Annotated in this window: 22 protein-coding genes and 1 tRNA gene; 10 read left to right on the top strand and 13 right to left on the bottom strand. The window is 55.9% G+C overall.

Annotated features, from left to right (window positions below; all coding sequences use genetic code 11):
• Window positions 1-45: 45 nt before the first annotated feature.
• The 5 genes from CDI07_RS03815 to CDI07_RS03800 all read right to left on the bottom strand — a co-directional run bounded on the left by CDI07_RS03815 (window position 46) and on the right by CDI07_RS03800 (window position 3,179).
• On the bottom strand, window positions 46-699 hold the full coding sequence (locus CDI07_RS03815; RefSeq protein WP_088180343.1) for a DUF4097 family beta strand repeat-containing protein: 654 nt from the start codon (window positions 697-699) through the stop codon (window positions 46-48).
• Window positions 696-833 carry a hypothetical protein gene (locus tag CDI07_RS10165; protein WP_168169233.1) on the bottom strand — a complete coding sequence of 46 codons (138 nt, stop codon included), beginning with the start codon at window positions 831-833 and terminating at the stop codon, window positions 696-698. The genes CDI07_RS03815 and CDI07_RS10165 overlap by 4 nt, the downstream gene beginning before the upstream one ends.
• Window positions 834-838: 5 nt before the next feature.
• Entirely contained in the window at window positions 839-2,140 is a 1,302-nt protein-coding gene (locus CDI07_RS03810; protein WP_088180342.1) for a hypothetical protein, read from the bottom strand.
• The gene (locus tag CDI07_RS03805) at window positions 2,137-2,550 is read right to left on the bottom strand and encodes a helix-turn-helix transcriptional regulator (RefSeq protein WP_088180341.1); all 414 of its coding nucleotides are present in this window, start codon (window positions 2,548-2,550) and stop codon (window positions 2,137-2,139) included. The genes CDI07_RS03810 and CDI07_RS03805 overlap by 4 nt, the downstream gene beginning before the upstream one ends.
• A gap of 140 nt (window positions 2,551-2,690) precedes the next feature.
• Entirely contained in the window at window positions 2,691-3,179 is a 489-nt protein-coding gene (locus CDI07_RS03800) for a PadR family transcriptional regulator (protein WP_088180340.1), read from the bottom strand.
• A 59-nt stretch (window positions 3,180-3,238) separates the two neighbouring features.
• On the opposite strand from CDI07_RS03800, the gene CDI07_RS03795 reads away from it, so the two are divergent.
• The 5 genes from CDI07_RS03795 (at window position 3,239) to CDI07_RS03775 (ending at window position 11,273) form a co-directional block, all read left to right on the top strand.
• Entirely contained in the window at window positions 3,239-7,360 is a 4,122-nt protein-coding gene (locus CDI07_RS03795) for an MMPL family transporter (protein ID WP_226996605.1), read from the top strand.
• A gap of 89 nt (window positions 7,361-7,449) precedes the next feature.
• On the top strand, window positions 7,450-8,328 hold the full coding sequence (locus CDI07_RS03790; RefSeq protein ID WP_088180339.1) for an AEC family transporter: 879 nt from the start codon (window positions 7,450-7,452) through the stop codon (window positions 8,326-8,328).
• 60 nt (window positions 8,329-8,388) lie between these two features.
• Window positions 8,389-8,769: a hypothetical protein gene (locus tag CDI07_RS03785; RefSeq protein WP_088180338.1), complete on the top strand. Its 381-nt coding sequence runs from the start codon at window positions 8,389-8,391 to the stop codon at window positions 8,767-8,769.
• 47 nt (window positions 8,770-8,816) lie between these two features.
• Window positions 8,817-9,836: a M42 family metallopeptidase gene (locus tag CDI07_RS03780; protein ID WP_088180337.1), complete on the top strand. Its 1,020-nt coding sequence runs from the start codon at window positions 8,817-8,819 to the stop codon at window positions 9,834-9,836.
• A 135-nt stretch (window positions 9,837-9,971) separates the two neighbouring features.
• Window positions 9,972-11,273 (top strand): acetamidase/formamidase family protein, encoded by a 1,302-nt coding sequence (locus tag CDI07_RS03775; protein WP_088180336.1) that lies wholly within the window; start codon window positions 9,972-9,974, stop codon window positions 11,271-11,273.
• Window positions 11,274-11,308: 35 nt separating this feature from the next.
• Here CDI07_RS03775 and CDI07_RS03770 read toward each other — a convergent pair whose 3' ends face one another.
• From CDI07_RS03770 to CDI07_RS03755, 4 genes are read right to left on the bottom strand one after another with little or no spacing between them, the layout of a single operon-like run.
• Complete coding sequence (locus CDI07_RS03770; RefSeq protein WP_088180335.1) at window positions 11,309-12,313, bottom strand: SPFH domain-containing protein; 1,005 nt, start codon at window positions 12,311-12,313, stop codon at window positions 11,309-11,311.
• A gap of 1 nt (window position 12,314) precedes the next feature.
• Window positions 12,315-12,809, bottom strand: coding sequence for a hypothetical protein (locus CDI07_RS03765; protein ID WP_088180334.1), 495 nt, complete (start codon window positions 12,807-12,809; stop codon window positions 12,315-12,317).
• Between the two features lie 10 nt (window positions 12,810-12,819).
• On the bottom strand, window positions 12,820-13,713 hold the full coding sequence (locus CDI07_RS03760; protein ID WP_088180333.1) for a hypothetical protein: 894 nt from the start codon (window positions 13,711-13,713) through the stop codon (window positions 12,820-12,822).
• A 5-nt stretch (window positions 13,714-13,718) separates the two neighbouring features.
• Entirely contained in the window at window positions 13,719-14,732 is a 1,014-nt protein-coding gene (locus CDI07_RS03755) for a hypothetical protein (protein WP_088180332.1), read from the bottom strand.
• A 214-nt stretch (window positions 14,733-14,946) separates the two neighbouring features.
• Here CDI07_RS03755 and CDI07_RS03750 point away from each other — a divergent pair, with 214 nt between their 5' ends.
• From CDI07_RS03750 to CDI07_RS03740, 3 genes are read left to right on the top strand one after another with little or no spacing between them, the layout of a single operon-like run.
• Window positions 14,947-15,264, top strand: coding sequence for a hypothetical protein (locus tag CDI07_RS03750; protein ID WP_088180331.1), 318 nt, complete (start codon window positions 14,947-14,949; stop codon window positions 15,262-15,264).
• Window positions 15,261-16,055 carry a hypothetical protein gene (locus CDI07_RS03745; protein WP_088180330.1) on the top strand — a complete coding sequence of 265 codons (795 nt, stop codon included), beginning with the start codon at window positions 15,261-15,263 and terminating at the stop codon, window positions 16,053-16,055. The genes CDI07_RS03750 and CDI07_RS03745 overlap by 4 nt, the downstream gene beginning before the upstream one ends.
• Window position 16,056: 1 nt before the next feature.
• A complete protein-coding gene (locus CDI07_RS03740) occupies window positions 16,057-16,830 on the top strand; it encodes an MBL fold metallo-hydrolase (protein WP_088180329.1) in 774 nt (257 codons plus the stop codon).
• Window position 16,831: 1 nt separating this feature from the next.
• Here CDI07_RS03740 and CDI07_RS03735 read toward each other — a convergent pair whose 3' ends face one another.
• Window positions 16,832-17,491 (bottom strand): HAD family hydrolase, encoded by a 660-nt coding sequence (locus tag CDI07_RS03735; RefSeq protein WP_088180328.1) that lies wholly within the window; start codon window positions 17,489-17,491, stop codon window positions 16,832-16,834.
• A gap of 88 nt (window positions 17,492-17,579) precedes the next feature.
• Entirely contained in the window at window positions 17,580-18,308 is a 729-nt protein-coding gene (gene serK, locus CDI07_RS03730) for an L-serine kinase SerK (protein WP_088180327.1), read from the bottom strand.
• Window positions 18,309-18,407: 99 nt separating this feature from the next.
• Between serK and CDI07_RS03725 the strand changes: the two genes are divergently transcribed.
• Together CDI07_RS03725 and CDI07_RS03720 are read left to right on the top strand one after the other, a co-directional pair.
• Window positions 18,408-19,553, top strand: coding sequence for a DUF763 domain-containing protein (locus CDI07_RS03725; protein WP_088180326.1), 1,146 nt, complete (start codon window positions 18,408-18,410; stop codon window positions 19,551-19,553).
• Window positions 19,554-19,598: 45 nt separating this feature from the next.
• The gene (locus CDI07_RS03720) at window positions 19,599-20,687 is read left to right on the top strand and encodes an ATP-binding protein (protein WP_088180325.1); all 1,089 of its coding nucleotides are present in this window, start codon (window positions 19,599-19,601) and stop codon (window positions 20,685-20,687) included.
• A 197-nt stretch (window positions 20,688-20,884) separates the two neighbouring features.
• Here the strand turns inward: CDI07_RS03720 and CDI07_RS03715 are convergent.
• Both CDI07_RS03715 and tgtA read right to left on the bottom strand, forming a co-directional pair.
• Window positions 20,885-20,961: transfer RNA gene (locus CDI07_RS03715), tRNA-Val, on the bottom strand.
• Window positions 20,962-20,999: 38 nt separating this feature from the next.
• Window positions 21,000-22,742, bottom strand: coding sequence for a tRNA guanosine(15) transglycosylase TgtA (tgtA, locus tag CDI07_RS03710; RefSeq protein ID WP_088180324.1), 1,743 nt, complete (start codon window positions 22,740-22,742; stop codon window positions 21,000-21,002).
• Between the last annotated feature and the right edge of the window lie 41 nt (window positions 22,743-22,783).

The following is a 22,783-nucleotide window of genomic DNA, read 5'->3' as shown; positions in this document are numbered from 1 at the left end:
ATTTCTCGCTTAATTACCGAATTAAGTAATTGAAGAATTAAAGAATCAAATCAGCTCGACCCTCACGTCGCCGTTCACCGTGCTGGCCCGGACCTCGAACTCCCCCGTCCCTATAACGGGGTCGTCCGGGTCTATGCCTACCAGTTTAACGTCCCCGTTGACCCTTTTGCTGACAATCTTGGCATCGCAGAACTCGGTCAGGCGAAGCACGATATCGCCGTTGACGCAACTTACCTCGACGTCCCCCTCGAGCTCCTCGATGGTAAGCTCGATTTCACCGTTCACTGTGGAGGCCTTCAGGGGGCCGGCAACCGTTAGGTGGGCCCTTATCTCGCCGTTCACGGTGCTGAGCTTTTCGGCCTCGCACTCTTTCAGGTCTATCTCACCGTTTACAGTGGTGACGTCTTCAAAGCGCACGCCCCTGGCCTTAAGCTCGCCGTTCACGTTCTTCGCGCTCACTGAGACGCTCCGCGGAACCTTCACCTCTATCTCAGCCCAACCGTTCTCCCTGAGCAGGTTCAGGAACTTTTTCTTCGGCTCCTCCTTGATGACGAGCCTGCTTCCCTTCTGCTCGACTTCAACGTTTACCTCGCCGTGGACGGTGTAGTTCACCTCGACGTAGTCGTTCTCCCATCCCTCGATCTCGATCTGGCCGTTGGTGGCCTTTATATCAACTTCCCGGACGTTTTCAAATATCATATCAAACCCTCCAGCGGATGAAATTCAAAATCAAAAAGGGGCCTCTCTTGCCCCGTCTTCTTTTCGCAATATTCCTCCCGCTCATCGACGATTGTGATGGTATCAGGAGCCTTTGAAATTGCCGCGGTCTCCATCCCGCTCACCCCAAGTATGCGGTCAGCTCGTCGAGGAGCTCCTTCACGCGCCTGTTGAGCAGGGTTCTGTCTATGCCGAGCCCCTCTATCAGCTCGGCGCTCTGCTCCTCCACTATCTCCTTCGCCTTCCTGACCACCAGCCGGTAGGCGTCGCCGTTCTCTATGGTGTACGTTTTGCCACCGGTCCTTATGCGCACCGTGCCGTCTCTGGCGGAGATTACGACGTCCTCAATGCGTATCTTGGCCCTTCCCCTGCCAACGCTGACCGAGACATCGCCCGAACGCAGGGATACGGTCTCACCAAGGCTGAGGCTCTCGTTTCCGCTCCTGTAGGTTACCCTCTCACCGTCGACCTCGATGGAGTACTCGTCCGTCTGAATCTTCAGCCTGTCCCCAACCCTGGTCAGCTGGAAGCCGTTGCGGAGCTCTCTGATGGTCAGCATGTCCGCTGGGGGCATCTCGGGGTTGCCCTCGCGGAACCTCATCGGGCCTATCTTGACCTCTTCACCGCTGGGCGTCTCTATGACCTCGATGAAGGGCAGTTTCACGTACTCGAAGCCTTCGCCCTCGTAGACCTTGATGAAGCCCAGGTCAACCACGCTGTCCCTCTTGCCCTTCTGGTAGAGCCTCTCCGGGTTCACGAGGTCGTTCACCCTTGAGACGAAGCCGGGATCCGCGGAGGTCTTCCGCCCAACTATCTTCTCCTCGGTCCACACGATGACCGGGCTGAGGAGCCTCTTCGTTATCCTCCCGAGCGGCGTGTCAGCCTCGACCGTTACCTCTCCATCTATCACCCAGGCCACGTTCTTCCTTCCGAACTTCACGGGATAGGCCTTGCCGGTTCCCTTGAGCTTCACTTCGCCGAAATCGGCGCCTTTGAATTCGTAGGCCTTACCTTCAACTTTGATGTCGAGCTTTCTCTCATCGAACTTCGCCAGCAGGATTCCCGCTATGGCGAGGACGACTGCGTAAGCGAAGGCCGTTCCCGCGTAGTCGTGAAGGGTCTCGGACATTCCCAGCCACTGTCCGAAGAACAGGAATATGCTCGTCCAGAAGAAGCCCTTTGCGAGTGCGAAGACTATTCCGCTTATCGTCATCCCGAACCACTTGCCCACTGCGAGCAGCTCGAATGCGAACAGGAGCGCCACGATGGCGTAGACCAGCTGGTCGTTGTATGCCTCAAGTCTCAGCGGCCCCTTGAACAGCCATGCGATGAGCAGTATCGCCGTAAGGGCTTTGAGGTACTCCGCTATCTTAAACCTTGGGCCTTCGTGTGGAACGGCCCGATACTTCCAACTAAAACTCATTCTTCCACCTCCTCAAGGGCAGTTATTATCTCAAGCAAGCGCAAAAAGAGACGTCCGTCGGGCGATATTTCGTATCCTTCTCCCTTTCTCACCATCCGGGTTTTCACCAGGAGCTTCAGGTGGTGGGAAACGGTGGGGCTTTCCACCCCAAGGGCATCCTTTATCTCCTTGAAGCCCATCGGCCCCTCGGAAAGCATCTTCAGGATTCTTATCCTGTCCGGGTTGGCGAGGGCCTTGAGGGTTTTGGCTGCCCTCTCCTCGTCTATCTCGGGCAGGCTTCCGCCTTCGAGCTTTCTCCTGAGGCGGGCCTTTATCGAAAGCATGACCTCATCAACGGGGTCAATGCTTTCCTCCAGCACCTCCAGCCTTTTCTTCAGCTCTTCGAGCTGAACCTTCAGGTCGTTCTCCATGGTACCACCAGGTACAGATTTTTGTAGTACACTTTTCTGTACTTAACTAGTGCGCTAGGTATATAAAAGTTTATCGGTTGATTTGGTAGGGAATAAGTGCCGCCATGAATGCAGTGAATATGGGGGAAGAGAACAGGAAATCAATTCTCCGCGGAAAGTTCGGCTTCTATAGTCTTTATTTCTTCGTCCAGTATGTCGCGTATCTTCTTAAGGAGTTCCAGGTACTCAATCACGGTTTCCCTGTCCATGGCCTTTTTCTCTCCCATTTTCTCAAGCTTCTTCTTCAGGGCTTCGTGATAGTTGATGGAGGTGTACAGAACCCGAAGGGCCAGTTCGTTGGAAGTTTTTAGATAATCGAGACCTCTCTCAGTTAGACTGTATTTAACGCGCCTCACCCTGCCCCGGTACTCCTCGCGGGGCTCCAGGAGACCCTCTTCGACCATCTTGTTGAGTATCGTGTACAGGTTGCTGTGGCTGGGCTTCCAGAGGCCGATGGCCAGTTTCTCAAGCTCCTTCAGAATCTCGTAGCCGTGGGCCTCGCCCTTGAGGCCGACGATGACGAGTATTATGTTCTTCAGCGGGACCGTGAAGAGCCCCTTGATTATCTTCCGCTCAACGTCCTCCCCCATTGTCACCACCCATAGTCGAAGGTTGAACCACAATCCTTATAAACGCTTCTCTCAACGACATGTCGAACTTTGACATGTTTGAATTCATCATGTTGATGGGCGACAAGGTGATGGAGATGGCTTGGAACGAGTGGATAGTGAAGCACGCAAAGGCCATCGTGGCCCTCTGGATTATCGTGGTCATAGCCGCGATGCCCCTTGCGGCAAAGCTGAACGACATCACCAACTACAGCACGGACCAGTTCCTGCCCAAGGACGTGGAATCCGTCAAGGTGCAGGAAACCCTCGCAGAAGAATTCCCGAAGTTCGCGACCAGCGACAACCAGACTTACATGATAGTGAGCGGAGTGGACGTGAACGATCCCGCGACGCGGAATGCCTATGAGCGCTTCAAGGCCGAGGCAAGGCCCTACGGCTCGAATTTCACCTCCTACTACGATGCCGTTGACCTGCTCCACAACAAATCCTACGAGATAGCGCTCAACCTCACCAAAACGACCGCCAATCTGACCGGAATCTTCTACAGCTCGGCAATCAATGCCAGCAACGCCTATGGAGCCCTTCTCATCCAGATTGAGAACCTCAGCGACCAGGTCGAGACCCTCAACGGGACCGTCCCCCAGCTTGCCGGGGCCTACCTCGCGCTCGATGCCAACCTGAGCGTCCTCTACAACCGAAGCCTCGCTCTCCGGGAAGCGCTCAACCAGACGAATTTGGCATACGTTGAACTCCACGGAAACCTCACCAGGACAAGCGAGCAGTTGAGAACGCTGAACTCCACGATAGCGGGCCTTAACATAGGCCTCTACAACCTGAGCGATAACTACGCGAGAACTTACCTTGGAACGATAGGAACCTACGACGCTCTCGCTCAGGCCGGGGCCTACGAGAAGGGCCTTGATGGGGCAACGGCGCAGGCGATAGGCACCCAGCTCGGCGTTCCCGTCGAGTTCGTTTACGCGGTTTACAACGCCACCTACCCGGCATACTCCACCTACGGGGCCGGTGCAATAACCGACGGCTTCCTGGCCAACGTTACCAAGGCGATGGTTCTCGGTCAGATCAGCGACCCGATGCAGAGGAACCTCGCGGAGGCATACTCGGCTGCCTTCTACGGGGGCGTTACGACATTCGACGGGCAAGCCGGGGACAACTACGCTCTAATACAGCTCGGGGAGAACGCGGTTAAGCCCGTTGATGAGATAGCGAGCAACGCCCTCAAAAACCTCCCGCTCGTCATCGAGAGGGCCGGGGGAAGTTACGAGGTTCCGGGCTTTGGAGAGGTTCCGGCGGAGACTTTAGCTTACATCGTCAACGTCTCGATAAGCCTTGGAGAGAACCCGAGCGCTTTGGCCGTTGAGAACGCGACCATTGAGGCCGCAAAGGCTCTCATGGCCGGAAGCCCGCTCCTTGAGATGCCGGACGCCGACGAGGTACTGAGGACGCTCCTCGTTTACGGCCCGACGAAGGAGCTCGAGATCAACCTGCTCGCAGGGGCACTCAGCGAGAAGCTCCCAGACGAGCAGAAGGTTCTAGCGGAGCCAATAGCCGAGACGGTAGTCAGCTTCGACGCCAGCGCCACCGGCGTTCTGGCGAAGAACCCGGAGGTGCTCAGGAAGGCGACCGTTGCCCTACTGAATGAGCTGATGAAGGAACAGGGCGTTGAGCTTCCGGAGAGCGTTATCGGCGAGGTCTACAACTCCAACGGGAACGTCGCCCCGATTGCAAGGGAGATTCTGATTCAAAAGACCGCCGAGGAGGTCGGGGACGAGAGGGTTGCAGAAACCATCGTCGATGAGGTTCTTAAGAACCCCGAGGAACTGGAGAAAGGCAAGGGCGTTAAAGAGACCGTCAAGGGGATAATCACGAGCCTGGCCGGAGACGTTCCGATGGACCTCGGCAAAGTTGTGGACGATGTTTATGCCGGGGAGAGTCCGGAGGAGATAGCCTACAGTCTGTTCGAGCAGGGGGTCGATGAGAAGCTCGCCGACGTCAGCGCGCCGGAGGACGTCAAGGAAACGCTGAGGGAGTTAATGCTCACCGTCGCCAGAGACTATCCGATGAGCGACTCCGACATAGAGACCCTTGTCAAGGAGAAAACGGTGAAGCTCGTCGAGAAGTTCGTGGGGGAGATTGACCTCGGGGTTCCGCTCCACATCAACGCGACCGAGCTTGTGGACATCGCCTTCGAATTCAGGAACGACCCCGATGCCATCACAAGGGAGGACGTGAAACCGATAGAAGAGCAGGTCTACCCGTCCATTTACAGCCTCGCTAAGAGCTACATCGGCGTGCTCAAGAGCCCGGACAACAGGACGATGCTGATTCTCTTCGTTCCAAAGGGCCTCGAGGGCGTAAGTGACCTGGAGAAGCAGAGCAAAGCCCAGTACGAGAGCTCGCTGAAGGTCAAGGAGGTCGCTCTGAAGGAGTTCGGGACAGTCTCGCAGAAAGTCGAGGTATACGTAACCGGAACGCCCATTCAGACCTACGAGGCCATTAAATACGGCAAGGAGGACAACGACAAGACTACGAAGTTCAGCATAGCCGGGGCGCTCCTGGTTCTCCTCGTCCTCATGGGCGCTGCTTTGCTTGCAACGCTCCTGCCCTTCACCGGCGTCGCAACGGCAACCCTCACGGCGCTGGGAATCCTCTACCTGCTCGCGAAGGGCGACTACCTGGACGTCGGGAGCTGGGCCCAGATGCTGACCGTCACGACGGCGCTTGGCCTCGGAATAGACTACTCCACCTACTACCTCCACCGCTTCAAGGAGTACCTGGCGGAGGGCTACGACCACAGCAGGGCGGCGAGTGAGGCGCTGAAGAGGGCAAAGGACGCGGTTCTGGCCAGCGCATCAACCGACATCATAGCCTTCGCGAGCTTCATCCTGGCCTGGGAGTTCCCGATATTCAAGACCATCGGCATGATAGCACCCCTGGCGGTCATCGTGGTCCTCCTCGCCAGCCTGACGTTCATTCCGGCCATAACGGTTCTCATAGGCGACAAACCGGCCTTCTGGTGGCCGAGGCACATCGAGCACCACATCGGGAGTGTGGACATCCACGAGAGGAGCAGAATCGCGGAGTGGGCCGTCAAGCACGCCAAAGTGGTCGTCCTCATAGCGCTCCTCGTGGCGGTTCCGGCGGCCTACAACTTCGTCAACTTCAACGGAACCCACGACATAAAGCTCTTCATCCCCAAGGACAGCGAGACCTACAACTTCCTCCAGCTCAGCGAGAGCACGGTCGGTGCGGGCGTTACCTCCCCGACCTACGTCGTGGTCGACCTTGGACACCCGGTTGGCGACGGCGACCTCAAGACCATCAACGAGCTCGCGGACAGGATATCAGCGGTTGACGGCGTCGAGTACGTCTATACCCTCGCCCGTCCCTACGGGAAGCAGGTGAACGTCAGCGTGGACGAGCTGAAGAGCATCGGCGGCGACCGCTACATCTCGGAAGACGGTACCAAAGTGCTGATACAGGTCACCGGAAAGTACGAGGCCACCGATGACCGCTCCAAGGAGATGGTCAGGGAGATAAGGGCCATAGTAAAGGACGAGGAGAAGTCAGGAGCGATAAAGTCCGGAATGGTTGGAGGGAACACCGCCCTCGCCCTCGACCTCAGCGACCTCATCAACGACGTCTTCTGGCACAGAATCTTCCCGGTGGCGCTCCTGCTGATGTTCCTCTCGCTGATACCGACACTCAAGGGACTGCCCGCAGTTATAACCACCATAGGCACCATAGCGGTCGGCGTGCTCCTCAGCATAACAGTCTCCAGCTGGCTCTTCGAGAGGGTCTTCGGCCAGCAGGTCATGTGGTTCCTGCCCATGATGGTTTTCATAGTGCTCATGGGAGTCGGCATAGACTACAACAGCTTCTACCTGGTCAAAGCCAGGGACGAGTTCGAGCGCAGGAGCGCAAGAGACGCGCTTGTCGTTGCCGCAGGAACGATGGACAAGCTGGTAATCGGCCTCGCCGCCGTGCTGGCGGTAACCTACGGCTCGCTGATGACCGGAGCAACGTGGGGAATAAGGGAGATAGGCTTCGCACTGGCCATCGGAGTGCTCTTGACTGCCACGGCGGCGGTCTACTTCATTGGCCCGGCCACGATGGCCCTCTTCGGTGAAAAGGCCTGGTGGCCACTGCACAGAGAGGAGAAGGAGCTCAAGAAAGAGTAACCACCCCTTTTATTTTTCAAGTTCATCCCAACACCCTTTCATTTTTCCACATTCGACAGACTTTTAAACGCTGAACCCCAGGTTTAAGCATGAACATCGCCGAGATGCTCGCCCTCATAGCGGTCGGCTACGTCCTCAAGAGGATGGTTAAATCGGAGAAGCCCTTCGACTACCTCCGAATCCTGGTGAACGACTTTCTCCTCGCCCTGTTCATCTTCGGGAACGTGGCGAGCAAGGACCTGAACTACCTCCTGAGCATAAAGACGGTCTTTCTATACGTCTTCCTGATAATCGCGATAAGTCTTGGGTTTTCATACATCTACGGCCGCGTCGTTCTTAAGAACGACCCCTGGGCCGGTGCGTTGATGGTTCTCTCGGTCTACCCCAACACGGCCGCCCTCGGCTTTCCGATAGCGAGCCTCTTCCTCGACGACATAACGCCGGCTATACTCTACTCCACGACCAACTCGATGATAGTCATCCCAATTGTCACCTTCATAGCGGCCCACTACTCCAGCGGCGGCGCGAGCGTTAAGGACAGCTTCATCAAGGCCCTCAAGTTCCCGCCGACAGTGGCGAACCTCTTCGCCCTTGCACTCGTCATAGGCGGCGTTCATCTTCCTACCCAAATCCTTGAGCCCATAAGAACCGTCGGCTGGCTCAGCATACCCCTGCTTATCATATACTTCGGCTCGCGGATAACGCTGAGGAGCTTCGACTGGCGCAAGCTCGCAGAGGTCGGGGCCTTCCGGATAGCGATTCCATTCACCTTTGTTTTCCTCACCCTCCGGTGGGCGGCCCCGGGCGTCTTCTACTCGGTCCTCGTCGAGGCCTCGATGCCCCCGGCCATAGCGGCCAACGCGATTCTAGCCCAGTACCGCCTGAAGGCCGAGGAGGCGATAAGCGTCACCTTCGTGCTGACCCTGCTCGTCATAGGACTCTTCATGGTCCTCAAGACCTTCATGTGAGGTCACGAAAAAGTAATAAAGGAGCCGTGCAACTGTTCTAAAACGCCTGGATGTGGTCGCATGCTGGGAAATGTTTTGAAAAACATCGTAAGTTCCGACCCCGAGGGAATAAAGGAGAATGGAATCAAAGTTTCGGCCGGGGAGGTTCTCTCAAAGTGGGGCCAACTCGCTGGGGAGTACGTCACGAACGGCCGCTCCGCCCTTAAGATGTATATCGACATCGAGTGGAAAGAAGGCGGTGTCTTCGGAATGGGCGGTACAAAGCACCGTTACAAGGGCACGTACCGTCTGGAGAGCGCGATGAAGAGCGGGAAGTACGTTCTCCTCAACGTCTATCCCCACGACCCCGACGAGGCCTTCACCATCAAACTCCTTCCAGAACATGAGGTGTACCTCTCATCGGGCAATATGAAGCACCTCCGCAGGATTTTCGGACTCTGACCGATGCCCTTTTTAACCCTTCGACCTTTCTTTTAACGGTGGTCACGATGGAAAGAATGATTGAGATTCTCAGGGAAATTTTAGAGATACCGTCCCCAACGGGCTACACGAAAGAGGTTATGGCCTACATAGCTGGACTCCTCAACGAAAACGGCGTGAAAACCTACTTCACCAACAAGGGTGCCCTGATAGCGGGCAACCATCCGGAGCCGGAGCTCGTCATAGCAGCCCACGTTGACACCCTCGGCGCGATGGTTAAGGGGATCCTGTCAAACGGGCACCTGAGCTTCACGAGGGTAGGTGGCCTCCACCTTCCCGCCTTCGAGGGCGAGTACTGCACGATAATCACCCGCTCGGGGAAGAAATACCGCGGAACGCTTCTCCTCAAGAACCCCAGCGTCCACGTGAACAAAGACGCTAGCAAGAAGGAGCGCAAGGAGGAGAACATGTACATCCGCCTGGACGAGCTCGTCGAGAAGAAGGAAGATACAGAGAAGCTCGGCATAAGGCCTGGTGACTTCATAGCCTTCGATCCGAAGTTCGAGTACGTCAACGGCTTCGTTAAAGCTCACTTCCTCGACGACAAGGCGAGCGCCGCGGTGATGATAGACCTGATGCTCGATTTGGGTGCCGAGGCCCTTGAAAAGCTCCCGGTGGCGTTCTTCTTCTCGCCCTACGAGGAGGTCGGGCACGGCGGTTCGGCAGGCTATCCAAGGAGCATGAAGGAGCTCCTCGTCGTTGACATGGGCGTCGTTGGAGAGGGCGTCGCGGGCAAGGAAACCGCGGTATCGATAGCGGCCAAGGATTCAAGCGGTCCGTACGACTACGAGATGACGACTAAACTCATCGAGCTGGCCGAGAAGCACGAGATTCCCCACGTCGTAGACGTCTTCCCCTACTACGGCTCCGACGGCTCCGCAGCGTTAAGGGCAGGCTGGGACGTTCGCGTGGCTTTGATAGGCCAGGGAGTGCACGCGAGCCATGGCATGGAGAGGACGCACGTCAAGGGCATGCTCGCGACGAAGAACCTCATCAGGGTCTACATCGAAGACAGGTTCGGGGTTTGACTTTTTCTTTGCATTTCATTGGGAGCCTGGCCAGGTAAGGTCACGGACAGTTGACTTTGATGCCCTTGAATTTTTCTGTTTGTCATACTAAGAAAAGCTTTTATCAATTTTTGACAAGTACTGTATGGTGATTCTATGACGTATGAAGACGAGATTTTTAACGACCTCCAAACAAACGGAATTATCGGACCCCACTCGAAAATGCTCGGCCCGGTGGCGGACGGCGGGAGGATAGTGTTCGTCACGGCCCCCGGATGCTGGGGCCCGATGATAACCCCGACCATCAGGGGAGGGCACGAGGTCAACGTGCCGGTAGCGGTGGAGGGTGCTGAAGTTGGAGACGGGATAGTCATTAGGATAAGGAGCATAAAGGTTCTATCAAAGGCCGCCTCCTCGGGAGTAGACACCGTCAGAGAGGGTTCATTCGTTGGAGACCCCTACGTGGCAAAGAAATGTCCCTCCTGCAACGAGCCGTGGCCCGAGTTCGAGGTTGTTGGCATCGGGGAAGACGCAATAAGGTGCAAGCACTGCGGCTCACCGGCATCGCCCTTCAGGATGGTGAACGGGTACACGATGGTCTTTGACCATGGCTTGGGCGTTGGAGTTACCGTAAACAAAGAGACCGCCGAGAAGATAGCGGAAAATGCGTGGGAGTGGCATTCACTGCCCAAAAACTCGAAGCAGGTCCCAATACTGATATTCGCCAAGGCGGATGTGGTGGGCGTGCCCTCAAGAATACGGCCGTTCTTAGGACAGCTTGGGACGGTACCGGCGGTTGACATTCCAGATTCACACAATGCGGGTGACTTTGGCTCGTTCCTCGTAGGCGCGCCCCACCCATACGCGATAACGAAAGAAGACTACGAGACGAAGCTGACGGACGGCCATCTGGACGTGGATTCGGTCAGGGAGGGGGCGATAGTAATCGCACCCGTAAAGGTCAAGGGGGGAGGGATCTATGCCGGTGATGCACACGCAATGCAGGGCGACGGCGAGGTGGCGGGTCATACCACCGATGTGACCGCAGAAAGCATTGTGGAGGTTTCGGTCCTCAAAAACGTGAACCTGGACGGGCCAATTCTTCTCCCTCCGGAGGAAGACCTGCCGCCCCTCGCGAGACCCTGGAGAAAGGACGAGTGGGAGAAAGTTCAGAGCCTGGCGAGGAGGTTCGGACTTGAACCGGAGCCCGTTGCACCGGTGCAGGTCATCGGCTCAGGGCCCACAATAAACGATGCCGCCATGAATGGATTCAAACGGGCGGCAGACCTGTTTGGAATGAGTGTGGAGGAGGTCAGAAACAGGGTAACTATAAGCGGCGCTGTGGAGATTGGAAGGCTCCCGGGAATAGTTCAAGTTTCCATGCAGGTGCCCCTGAGTGCGCTTGAGCGGATAGGGCTTGACGAGATAGCTGTCGAGCACTACGGCCTGCCGTATTGACTCGATGTGGAAAGAATGTAAGATGGCGGAAGCCATCACTCAATCTTAGCACCGCAGACGGGGCAGAACTTCGCCCCTTCAGGAACTATGTGGCCGTTGGGACAGCGGTGTATCTGGTGTCCGCAGTATGGGCAGAACCTGGCCCCAGGCGGAATTTGCTTGCCGCAGTAGGGGCAGATTTCCTGCCCTGCTGGTTGAGCGGGTGCCCCCGGCTGGGCCGGTTGCTGATAACCGGCGGGAGGAACGCCTCCACCGGCGTAGGGCTGCGCCGGTTGAGCAGGTTGAGCGGGCTGCTGGAGGAGCTGGGGCATTATAACCATGCCCGTGCCCATCGCGGCCCCTTCACTTTTTCCAAGCTCGGCAGCAACCTGCTTCGCCGTGTCCATCTGCATGACGGCCTGAGCGTTGCCTGTCTGCATTATCCAGAAGAGCCTCTGGCGCCACTCGTCTGTGGTGTTGACGCCCTCAATCTTGACATCGACCAGCTCAAGACCGAGCCTGCGGAAATCCTCGATGAGCTTGACCTTGACCTGCGTGCTGACCATGTCGAGGTTCTGGAAGAGATCAACTATCGAGTAAGCACTGAGGTGCTTCATCATGCCCTCGTTGAAGTAGGCGCGGATGAACTTGGTGACGTCGCTCGTGTCGTAGAGGCTTTGACCGCCCACGACCTCGGTGATGAAGAGCACGGGGTCTGCCACTTTAAACCAGTAGACGCCGTAGTACTTGACTGGCGCCAATTCTCTCGTCTGCGTCTCCCCACCGTAGCGCCCCTGGAACTGCTTCATGCTGACGAAGATTACGGTTGCCTTGAAGGGGCTGTTTGAACCGCCGACGAGCCTGTAGAGGAGAGGTAGGTTCTGAGTCGTCAGCGTGTGCCTTCCCGGGCCAAGAACGTCGTAGATTTTGCCGTCGCGCATAAAGACGGCAACCTCGTACTCGTGGACTATCAGCTGGGCACCCCACTTTATGACCTCGTTGGGGTAGCGCCAGATTATCTCGTCTTCTCCGGGGTTCACCCATTCTATGACCTGAACCATCTCACTCACCCGCCGCGAAGCTCATCCTCTTGCCGAGGACTTCCTCGAAGTTTATCAGCTTGTCATCGAGGTTCAGAACAGCCATGCCCAGGGCCTGAGGGTTCGCTATCTGGCCGTTCAGGGCCTTGACCTCGTTGAGTATCTCCTCCGCCAGCTCTATCATCTTGGCGTCGTATTCCAGGAGCCTGTTGAGCTCCTCCTCCTTGAACTTCACCCTGTCGAAGTAGCCGCGGTAGCCGGCTTCCGCGTGCCTCACCCTGCTCTCAAGGGCCATGAGCTTCTTTCTCAGGTTGTCTATGGCAACCATCTGAGCGCAGCCCACCATGGCGCACCTCTGAAGGGCGCGCTCCATCTCCCTTCTGGCGAGGGCGAGCGTATCCGCCACCTTGCCCCGGACGAGCCTGTCGTCTTCCCTTATGAGCTCCTTCTTCTTGTAGCCGTGGAAGCCGGGAATTACGAGCTCAAGCTTCTCAACTATCGAAGTTTCCTTTCCCATAAGCAACACCTCACATAGGCTTGAAATACAGGTTGCCCTTGTTGAGCCTCATAACCTCACTGACCTTTCTCTTCTTGACGGCGCCTTTCCGGAATATGCCGAAGGCCCCGGCACCTCCGGGGATGAGCCCGCCGATGAGCCCCCAGGCGCTTCCGTATGCACCTGCCGCGGCTATTCCGATTATCAAGCCGGCCGCCAGAACACCGGCCCCCAGGAGGGTGGCCTTCTTTCTGGCACCGCTCATGAGCGGGTACTCTGCCTGGACAACCCTTCCATCGGTTCCATCAACGTATCCCGCGAAGTTTTGGCCCCCGTATTCGTAGTGAACCTCCCAGAGGGGATAGTGCACCAGCCCCTGGTACTTCACCTCAATCTCAACGCCGCCGAGGGATTTGTCCTCCTGGCTCGCCTCGCTTCTGAGGGCGCTCTCCATGATGCTCCTCGCCATCGCTTCGGCCTCCTCCCTGGACATCTTGGGCTCGTAGTATTTGCCCTTTCCGACAACTGCCTCATCGAAGAAGCGCTTGCCCCTTATCGGGAACGGGTAATCCTTGAGCATCCCCTGGAAGGGTGAGCCTGCGGGGATTCCGACGAAGCGAACCTCCTCTATCGTTGACCAGCGCGTGCTCCTACCGTGGAGGTAGAAGAAGTAAACCGGCACCCAGTGGAGCTCCTTTTTCGTTATCTTTGCCCCGGTTATGTCCGCCGGAGCGCCGTACTGCCTGGAGAGGAACTTGAGCAGAACTCCTCCCGCGTCCTTCCTCATCGGCGGGAAGAAGAAGTGCTCGCCTACTTCCTCCCTCGTTTCGAGCTTGAAGGTCGTTCCGCAATAGGGGCACGTTGCCACGCTCACGGTGTCTGGAACCTTAAACTTGGCCGAGCAGGTTGGACACTGAACCTCCATGGCGATCACCTCTTAAACGCCCCCGTGAAGTGCCCCATGATGCCGGTGCTCCTCTCGGTTCTCTGTCCCTCCAGAACCAACGACCCGAAGTAGCCGCTGGCGCCAGCCCCAAGTATCAGCGAGAGCACCGAAACCAGAGCCGAACCGTTTGCACCGCCGTAGGCGGCTCCAGCCGCTCCTATGATGACGCCAAGGACGACGCCGGCCATGTACTGGGCGCGCCTCCAGATGGGCATGGGTTCTGTGGCGGCAACGTCCCTTCCGTCCCAGCCGGCGAAGACGGCATGGAATATCGAGTTCTCGTGCTTGTAATAGACGGTCCACATCGGCAGGAGAATCAGAGAAACGTTCTGGGGCTCATCGGCGGTTATATCGAAGCGCTCTATCCTGTCGGCCTTGGCTGAATAGCGGTCCCTTATGACGTCTATCGCATCCTCGCGCATTATCATCTTCGCCTGGGTCTCGTCTATTTCAGTGTTGAGTATCTCCAGCTTTATCTTTCCCCATTGGTCCTCGTCCAGCTCGAGGAGCTTCATCCCCTTGGGCTTTGCCCTCGAGTAGTGGACGATGATGTCATCAACGCCGAAGCTCTTAATCTGCCTCCTTGCGGAGCCGATGAGGCTCAAAACCTCGTCAACGTAGTCGTGGTAGTGCCTCTCGACGGTATGGCAGTGGGTTTCGCCTTCCGAGTCTGTGTGGCACTCCTCCTCGCGCACCATGTACTCGACGTCACCCTCAACGTGAACGTTGCCAACCCAGTACGGGGCGTAGTGGCCTTCGATGTCAACTATCTCGATCCCCTCTTTCATGCGCTTGAGGTCGAAGTCCCTGTTGACGCGGTCCCAGAAGGCCTTGGCTATGGCGTTTTTATCGATGGTCGGGACGATGTAGATGTTCTCCGTCTTCAGGTTTCCACTCACGTGGTTCGGAAAACCGCAGTATGGACAGATGGCCACGATGGTTTCCGGAGAAACCTCAAGGGGCGCTCCACATCGCTCACATTTAAAACCGGCTTCCATAGGTACCACACTCTTATACTTAGGCGTCTTTTTAGTATTTAAGACTGACGCATTCGAAATTCAGAGTTTTTCCACAGTTGTTTGAAGTGAAAATCCACAGATTATGCCCTTAAAACGACTTAGGTTTCGAAGTTGGAACCGAAGGTTTAAAAATCAAATGTGCCTATTAGCAGTAGTATCCAATATATTGGATATTTAACAATGGGTGGTTGACATGAATACCAGAGTTGTATCTAACGGCTCAGGCGCCTACGTTTCCTGGGTCGTGAATCCATTCGAACCCCTGTATAAAATATGGCCCGAGGTGGCCAGGATTGGTAACGGGGAGGCAATTCCCCATCTAGTTGGAACCCTTAAGCTCTCTACCAAGGGAGTAGTGGATTTTGACGTAAGGGCCGTTGCCCACGAAAAACCTACCGAACTAGTGTTCTCGGATAGAAACGAAGTTCTGTTCATCCTGCCGGTAAAGGTTGAAGATGGAGTGGAGGGAGCTTATCTGAAAATCATGAAGAGCCTGGAGGGTGCACTATGAAGCGAAAAACAACCCGGGTGGAGATAAACGCAGACATGGAAACTATCAAAGACGTCCTAAACGACCCTACCCAGTTCATCACGAACTGGCCGTACGTCGTAAGGGTGAACACACGAGAAGGCATTGAGGCCGAGATAATGCTCCCAAGGTTCATCTTTAAGTTCAGGGACACCTACAGGTTCACTTTCCACGATGGTTCCAACAGCCACATATACGAGGGCGTTGGCAGGAAGAGCCACCTTACCGCGGTTGTGAGCCTAAGAGAATGGCAAAAGAACGTTAGCGCTGAAATTGAGCTGGCATATAAGGGAAGAGGAGAATTCTTTCTGGGCAAAACTTTGGAGATGCTGACAGAAGGGATCGCAAAGGCCCTCAAGGACCTCGCGGAGAGCATGCATTCCTCAGTGCCTGCAACCCCAACGGTTGAAACAGCCCTCAACGTAGATTTCTCCGACCCGATGAGCGTGGCGAGTTTTCTGGCCAAGGCAAAGATGGTGCACAGTGGCCTTCATATAATCGGAGAGGGAAAGCTTCTGGAAGTCGTGATGGAACTCCGGGGGAACCTCAGGGATGACGTTCTTTATGTTTCAGGCATTACACAAGACGGCACTAAGTCCTTCAAGCTTCTCCTCAGGAGGAGCCAAATTTTGGCCGTTGAGTACAGAGATTCGGATGGAACCAGGACAGTAAAAGTGGATACTGAACCCCGAACGAGGGAGGCCCTTGAGTTGGTTTCCAAGGTTGAGGGCGCGTACATGATCAACGTCTGGGTTCCAGTTGGAGGTGTTTGAGATGATAAAGAACATGAACATATATCCCCTCTATGACGATGGGGACCACAAGGTTTACTGGCTTGGAATCGAGGAAGCTGAGGATGAGAAGGGTATCCTCACCAACCAATACCTAGTCATAGACGGAAATGAAGCAGCCTTGATAGAACCAGGCGGATTCTTCGTGTTTTCGAGGGTTCTACGGAACGTTTCCTCAGTTATTCCCCCCACTCAGATAAAGTACCTCATGTACTCCCACCAAGACCCAGATGTAGTCGCCGGTTTGAACCTCTGGTTTGAGTACGCCCCGCTTGCAAAGCTTGTAATCTCAGAGCTGTGGGTTCGGTTCATACCCCACATGGCCGTTCTAAGTGCCGGCAGAACGATAGGGATACCAGACAAGGGAATGGACTTTCAGCTCGGGAACTCCACAATACGAGCGATTCCTTCCCACTACCTCCACAGTCCGGGGAACTTCTCATTCTATGACGAAAAGAGTGGGATACTCTTCAGCACAGACATAGGTGCCGCGGCATTCCCCGAGGGCGAGTGGTACCTTTTTGTGGAGAATTTCGACGAGCACGCCAGCCTGATGGATGCTTTTCACAGGAGGTACATGAGCTCAACGAAAGCCCTGAAGGCCTGGGTTCGCTCCGTTAGGAGGCTGAACCCCAAAGTCATAGCCCCACAGCACGGGGCAATATTCAGAGACGAGAACGTCACCAAGTTCCTCGACTGGTTAGATGGCCTTGAGGTTGGCATAGACGTCTTTGAGAAGGAGTTTTACGGGGAGTGAGTTACCTCCCCAGCATTTTTCTTACCAGCCCCACAAGCTCCCGGAGGTCACTTACGTAGTAGTCGGCACCCTCGATTTCACCAAAGCGCGTTACGTTAACCACCTTCATGCCGGCGCGCTTTCCAGCGAGCACATCGTGACGGCTGTCGCCTATCATCAGCGCTTCCTCCGGCTCCAGGCCGAGTGCGTTGAGGGCCTTTTCAACAAGATATGGACTTGGCTTGACGCCGTCCAGGTTTGAATAGTCCTTCCCGTAAACAACCTCGAAGTACTTCCTCAAACCGAAGAGGTTCAAAACGAACTCCGTGCACTCCTGGGAGGCGTTGCTTACTGCGGCGAGCCTCAGGCCCATCGTCTTCAGCTCTCCAAGGGCATCAACGTCTGAGAAGGGCCGTATTTTTCCCCGCTCGGCCATCCACCGGCGGTACTGGAGGTTCACACCGTCAACGATTCTCCAGAACTCCACGTGGTCTATGCCAAAGCGCTCGACGTAGCTCCTCGGAAGCTCGCCGGTCACCGTCTTTCTGTAGGTCTCGTAGTCCAGTTCGATGCCGCGCTCCCGAAGGGCCGGCATAACCCACCTCTCATACCATTCCCTGTGATTGTAACCCTCATAGTAAACCAAGGTCTCGTCAACGTCAAATATCAATCCTTTGAGCATGCCTCGGCCTCCTGGACTGGTCATCATCCTTCAGCCGGTTGATCCTTCGTCATCGGCGTAGAAAGTAGGGAAAAGGAGTTAAAAACCTTCAGAACAGCTCCTCAAGCTTGACGTCGATCTTGTCCGGGTTGAATGGCAGGACGTGTCTGGTGGTCTTCGGGGAGTAGACCTCACCGCGCTTGACGAGTTCCATGACCTCTTCTTTGCTCGGGGCCTTCCTGATGAAGACGTAGTCGATCTCGCCCTTGCCCATGTCCTCCCTGGCGTCCTCCTTGAGGCCGTAGTAGATGAGCTCGATTTTACCCTCGACGCTCATCTCGTCGAGGACCTTGCTGACCTTCTTCTGCTCCTCGAGTCCACCGGGGATGGAGAAGCTCTTCTCGCCGACGAGGGCAAAGGCTATCTCGCCCCTCTCGGCCTTCTCCTCGGCCTCCGGGTCCTCGATGACCTCGAGCCCCTCGGCCTTGAGCCTCTCGAGAACCTCCTCGAGGTTGCCCTTAAAGGCCGGGTACCAGGTGTAGACCTTGACATCGTCGCTGAAGTAGTCGAGGATGACGGACGGAGCCTTCTTGGCGCCGAGCTTCTGGAGGCCGGCCCAGCGGTGGTGACCGTCGACGATGAGATACATGTCCTCACCGGGAACCTTGGCGAGGAGCATGGGCTTCCAGAAGATTCCACTACCGGTAACGCTCTCGATGAAGGCCTCAAGCTCCTTCTGAACGAGCTGCTCGTGGGGCTTCATCTTGTCGAGCTCGATAAAAACGTAGTCAACCTTCTTGGTGGGAATGTCGTACTTCGGGACCTTTTCAACTCCCATGAGCATACCTCCCGTGGGTTTACGATGGGGGAAACGCGCCAGGGGATAAAAAGGTTGTGCCGGGCAAAGGTTAAATCGTTTCGAGACCAATAACCAACGATGAGAAACGTAGCGGATTTGCCCCTTCACGGCGGTCACGTTCCGGCGTGGCTGGCCCAGAGGATGAGGAAGCTCACCCGGTTAGTGCTGGTTCTGGCGGTCGAGGAGTACGGAACGAATGGTCTCCTTGAAAGGCTCTCCGACCCGGTCTGGTTCCAGGCCTTCAACAACGTCATCGGGATGGACTGGGACTCCTCGGGCTCAACCACCGTGACCGCAGGCATGATAAAGGACGCCCTCTGGAGGGAGGAGCTGGGGGTCAAAGCTGCAGGCGGAAAAGGCAAGAAGAGCAGGGCAACACCAGAGGAGCTGAAAACCATAGCGGAACTCTACGAACTCGACCCCGAGCCCTACGTGAGGACATCACGGCTGGTGGCCAAAGTCGACACGGTTGCGCTCCAGACCGGCTACCAGCTCTACCACCACGTCTTCTTTCTCGATGAGGAGGGCAACTGGGCGGTGATACAGCAGGGCATGAACGAGGCAGAGCGGATGGCGAGGCGCTTCCACTGGTTTGACGCCAAGGCCTTCACCCTCGACCCCCACAAGGCCATCTCGGGGCTCAGGAGGGAGTTCGCCCTCAACACCGTCTCGAAGGAGTCGAGGGAGTACCAGAAGACGCTCCTCGATGTGGTTCAAGAGAACCCGGTTAAAATAGAGCGCGAGCTGGAGAGCCTGAAAGCCATAGCCAAAGGCTACCGTCCGCTCGTTTACTACAAACCCCGCGACGTCGATGAGGGCTCCCTGCTGAAGCGCTACGAGAGCCTCGGAAGGTTCGAGCTGAACAGAAAAGCCCTGGAATTCGCCCGTGAGGTGAGCGTGAATAACTACGAGGAGTTCCTCCTCCTGAAGGGTCTCGGGCCGAGCACGCTTAGGGCCCTGTCGCTCGTTCTGGAGCTCGTCTACGACGTCCACCCGAGCTGGAAGGATCCCGTGACGCATCCGCCTGATCCCTTCAAGTTCACCTACGCCGTCGGCGGCAAGGACCGCGTTCCCTTCCCGATAGACAAGCCCGCCTACGATGAACTCATCTCCTTCCTTGAGGAGCTCGTCTCAAGGCACCCGGAGGAGAAGGCCCTCGTGAGGAACGTGACGCGGATAACGAAGAACTGGAAGTTCCCGGAGGAAGAGAAGAGGCCAACCTAAATCCTTTTAACTATCGGGGTGATAGTATACTATCGGGGTGGTAGTTTGTATTTTGATGAAAGACCCAAGGCCAAGAGAGAGGACCTCTATGACAGGGAGAGGGAGTTGGAAGAGCTACTAAACTCCATAAACTCACGGAAGCCTCTCATACTGCTCAAAGGAATACGCAGGCTTGGGAAGACCTCCCTCCTAAGGGTGGCCCTCAACGAAGCGAAACTCCCTCACGTTATAGTTGATCTTAGGGGAGTGAACCCCAACTCAAGGCGTGACCTCTACCTTCGCTTTCAGGCGGCACTCAACGAATACCTCTCGAAAAACGCGCCCCTCCTCAAAAGATTGAAGGACAAGATAAGGCTCATAGACGGCGTGAGGATCTCCGGTGTGGGAGTCTCGCTCTCGTGGAAAAACCCCGAAACGTTGTATTCCCTGATTTCTGCCCTTGAAAGCGAGGGGTTTGTAATAGCGTTCGATGAGGTTCAGGAGATTAGAGGGCCGGCTGGAAAGGAGCTGGCTTCATTAATAGCCCATTTCTATGACTACGGAGAGATGAGCTTCATATTAACCGGAAGTGAGATTGGACTGCTCTATGAATTCATAGGTATTGAGGACCCCACCGCCCCCCTTTACGGGAGAGTTTTCCACGAGATAGAGCTTTCACGGTTCTCAAGAGAGCAGAGCATCGATTTTCTACGTAAAGGCTTTGAACAGGCAGGGATAGAAGCCCCCGGTGAAATTCTGGAAGATGCAGTCAACAGGCTTGACGGCATAGTTGGATGGCTCGTTAAGTTTGGGATAATCTCCCTCAGAGAAGGACTGGGCAAAAAAACGGTAGATATAGTTCTTGAAGAGGCTTCAAAGATGGCTTTGGGGGAGCTTGACCGCTTCCTTGAGAAGAGACCCCTCGCAAGAAAGCGATATTTGACGATTCTCCATGCAATAGCCCGCGGAAGGAACACTTGGAGCGAGTTGAAGACGGAACTCGAAAAAGCGGAAAAGCGCGAGATAACGGATGCAACCCTTGCAAGACTCCTCGACGCCCTCCTAAAGGCCTCGTTTATAGAGAAAAATGTCAACGGCAGGAATATTACCTACCACATAGCCGACCCCGTACTTGAATTTGCACTGCAGAGATAAAGCGGGTTATTGCAGAAACCGATTCATTGCATCGAATCGAGCGAAGCTCAACATCGTGAAAGTGAAGTTTTCGGGGGTGTGGGGGCGTCAGCCCCCCGGGTAGTTTAGAGAGAAAACGGGGTTGTGGGGCGTAGCCCCACATCGGGGGTTTGAGAGTACAGAGAGATAAGGGGGCGTAGCCCCCTTGTCTTTCGTTATGGTGGGCCCGCGGGGATTCGAACCCCGGACCTCCACCTTGTAAGGGTGGCGTCATAACCATCTAGACCACGGGCCCGCCCGAAATAGGAGAAGGGAGGGACGTTATAAAATTTTCTACTTCTCAACGCCCCTGCGAACCTTCACAGCCAGACCGCTCTGGAAGACCTTCAGCTCTTCGCCGTTGAGCAGTGTTTGTCCCGTCGCGAGGAGTTCGTCTTTTTCGTTCACCACCAGAACCTCATCGTAGGGACGGATGTTTTCATCCGCATCGACCACGAACTTGGCGAAGACGTTCTTGCCCTTCCTCGCGAAAGGCTCCGCATCTTCGTTAACCACAACGCGCATCCTCGGGAACGGCAGAACCTCGTGGAGCCTCTTTGCACCTTCTATGCCGAGGGTCAGAAGGCCGTCCTCAGCCCTGAAGGTCGCGAGGTGTTTACCTTTGGCCTTTATCTGCCTCGGCATGCCAGTCTTCCTCGAAAGTTCGACAAAGGCATCCTTGAAGGCTTCTCCAGCGCCTTCTCCGAACTGGTACTCCGCTATGGCCATGATGTAGCCCCTCGCCTCCCCCTTGGCGGGCTTGGTTATGGTGAAGTCTTCCTCGCCCTCGCTCTGGGCGAAGGGGTAGCTCAGGCTGAGGTACTTCGGAATCTCTCCGAAGATTGGGTGGTTAATCCTCTCCGGGAACTTTTGAGCAACACGCTCGGCCCTCGTTTTGGCGCGCTGGACGATCGGCCAGCGCATCGCCTCCTCGCTGACCTTGAAGAAAGCACTCGCCTTGGTCACCGGCTCGTTCCTCTCAAGGTAGTCCCCGTACTCCAGCAGTCTCTTGTAGGCGGCGAACATCTTCGGGTGGGAGCGGGCACGCTCATCGACGAGCTCCCAGAGGGTTCCCTCCTTTATCGCCTGCTTGACCCGGTTGAGCTCCTCGCGGATTACCCAGAGGTTGTGGAGAGCCAGAAGCCTCGTGCGCTCTTCCTTCGGCATCTCACGAAGCTCTTGAGGAGTGTAGCGGGAGCAGACCGGGCAGGAGCAGGGAAAGTACTCAAGCTCTTCGAGCCTCTTAGTCCCTTCTGGCGTCAGGTAGCGGTCGTCCTTCGCGTAGAGGGCATAGCTCGCCGAGTCGAAGAGATCGATTCCCATCGCAACGGCCAAAGCAAAAATCATCGGGTGTCCTGCACCAAAGAGGTGAACCGGCCTGTCAGGCCTTAAACCGAGTTTTGAGGCTATTACAACGTCTACCAGGTCCCTGTAGCGGTAGCTCTCCATCAGGGGGACGACTGCCCCTACCGGGTGAATCTCGAAGTTCATCTCGCTGAGCTTTTTGGCAGCATATGTCCTCAGGTCTGGATAGGTGGAGCCCTGAACGGCAGCGTTCATCGCGATGTCCTTGACCTCCTCGGCTTCCTTCGCCCTTTCTAGGGTTATCCCGAGCTCTTCCTCCGCCTTCTCTCTCGGTGCGTCGGGCGGTGTCGGAATGTCGAGGAAGGTGCCGATGTCAACACCTATCCTCTCCTGGAACTCGATTATTTCGCGGTTCGTAACGTCCACACCGCCGTAGCGCATGAGCTGGAAGGAGCCGGAGTCAACCTCGACAATGCCATCGTAGTGGAGAAGCTTGTGGATTCCCATATCGATGGCCTTCTCTCTGAGCTCGGGCGTCTTGTAGATGATGTAGGAGTTAGTGATTATCATTCCAAAGCCCATCTCCTTGAGTTCCCTCGGCGTCACTATCAGCTGCTTCGGGTTGATGACCGGCATTATCGCCGGAGTCTCTATCGTTTTTCCGTTAACGGTCAGCTTTCCTATCCTTCCGGCGGCATCTCTCGCCTTAATCTCAAACTTGAACTCGACCATCTCTCAACACCGCTAAGCCCTTCGGTGGGGGGTTTAAAAGC

Origin of the sequence: Thermococcus sp. 5-4 (assembly GCF_002197185.1) — an archaeon.
GTDB classification, from domain to species: Archaea; Methanobacteriota_B; Thermococci; order Thermococcales; family Thermococcaceae; genus Thermococcus; species Thermococcus radiotolerans.
This window is presented reverse-complemented; position numbering and strand designations above follow the sequence as displayed.

Bases quoted from the DNA above. Each gene is read 5' to 3' on its own strand.
- serK (WP_088180327.1), bottom strand. From the start codon at position 18,308: ATGGGAGTTGAAAAGGTCCCGAAGTACGACATTCCCACCAAGAAGGTT.
- CDI07_RS10165 (WP_168169233.1), bottom strand. From the start codon at position 833: ATGGAGACCGCGGCAATTTCAAAGGCTCCTGATACCATCACAATCGTC.
- CDI07_RS03765 (WP_088180334.1), bottom strand. From the start codon at position 12,809: ATGGGAAAGGAAACTTCGATAGTTGAGAAGCTTGAGCTCGTAATTCCC.
- tgtA (WP_088180324.1), bottom strand. From the start codon at position 22,742: ATGGTCGAGTTCAAGTTTGAGATTAAGGCGAGAGATGCCGCCGGAAGG.
- CDI07_RS03750 (WP_088180331.1), top strand. From the start codon at position 14,947: ATGAATACCAGAGTTGTATCTAACGGCTCAGGCGCCTACGTTTCCTGG.
- CDI07_RS03805 (WP_088180341.1), bottom strand. From the start codon at position 2,550: ATGGAGAACGACCTGAAGGTTCAGCTCGAAGAGCTGAAGAAAAGGCTG.
- CDI07_RS03745 (WP_088180330.1), top strand. From the start codon at position 15,261: ATGAAGCGAAAAACAACCCGGGTGGAGATAAACGCAGACATGGAAACT.
- CDI07_RS03810 (WP_088180342.1), bottom strand. From the start codon at position 2,140: ATGAGTTTTAGTTGGAAGTATCGGGCCGTTCCACACGAAGGCCCAAGG.
- CDI07_RS03790 (WP_088180339.1), top strand. From the start codon at position 7,450: ATGAACATCGCCGAGATGCTCGCCCTCATAGCGGTCGGCTACGTCCTC.
- CDI07_RS03795 (WP_226996605.1), top strand. From the start codon at position 3,239: ATGTCGAACTTTGACATGTTTGAATTCATCATGTTGATGGGCGACAAG.
- CDI07_RS03755 (WP_088180332.1), bottom strand. From the start codon at position 14,732: ATGGAAGCCGGTTTTAAATGTGAGCGATGTGGAGCGCCCCTTGAGGTT.
- CDI07_RS03725 (WP_088180326.1), top strand. From the start codon at position 18,408: ATGAGAAACGTAGCGGATTTGCCCCTTCACGGCGGTCACGTTCCGGCG.
- CDI07_RS03760 (WP_088180333.1), bottom strand. From the start codon at position 13,713: ATGGAGGTTCAGTGTCCAACCTGCTCGGCCAAGTTTAAGGTTCCAGAC.
- CDI07_RS03815 (WP_088180343.1), bottom strand. From the start codon at position 699: ATGATATTTGAAAACGTCCGGGAAGTTGATATAAAGGCCACCAACGGC.
- CDI07_RS03775 (WP_088180336.1), top strand. From the start codon at position 9,972: ATGACGTATGAAGACGAGATTTTTAACGACCTCCAAACAAACGGAATT.
- CDI07_RS03785 (WP_088180338.1), top strand. From the start codon at position 8,389: ATGCTGGGAAATGTTTTGAAAAACATCGTAAGTTCCGACCCCGAGGGA.
- CDI07_RS03770 (WP_088180335.1), bottom strand. From the start codon at position 12,313: ATGGTTCAGGTCATAGAATGGGTGAACCCCGGAGAAGACGAGATAATC.
- CDI07_RS03735 (WP_088180328.1), bottom strand. From the start codon at position 17,491: ATGCTCAAAGGATTGATATTTGACGTTGACGAGACCTTGGTTTACTAT.
- CDI07_RS03740 (WP_088180329.1), top strand. From the start codon at position 16,057: ATGATAAAGAACATGAACATATATCCCCTCTATGACGATGGGGACCAC.
- CDI07_RS03780 (WP_088180337.1), top strand. From the start codon at position 8,817: ATGGAAAGAATGATTGAGATTCTCAGGGAAATTTTAGAGATACCGTCC.
- CDI07_RS03800 (WP_088180340.1), bottom strand. From the start codon at position 3,179: ATGGGGGAGGACGTTGAGCGGAAGATAATCAAGGGGCTCTTCACGGTC.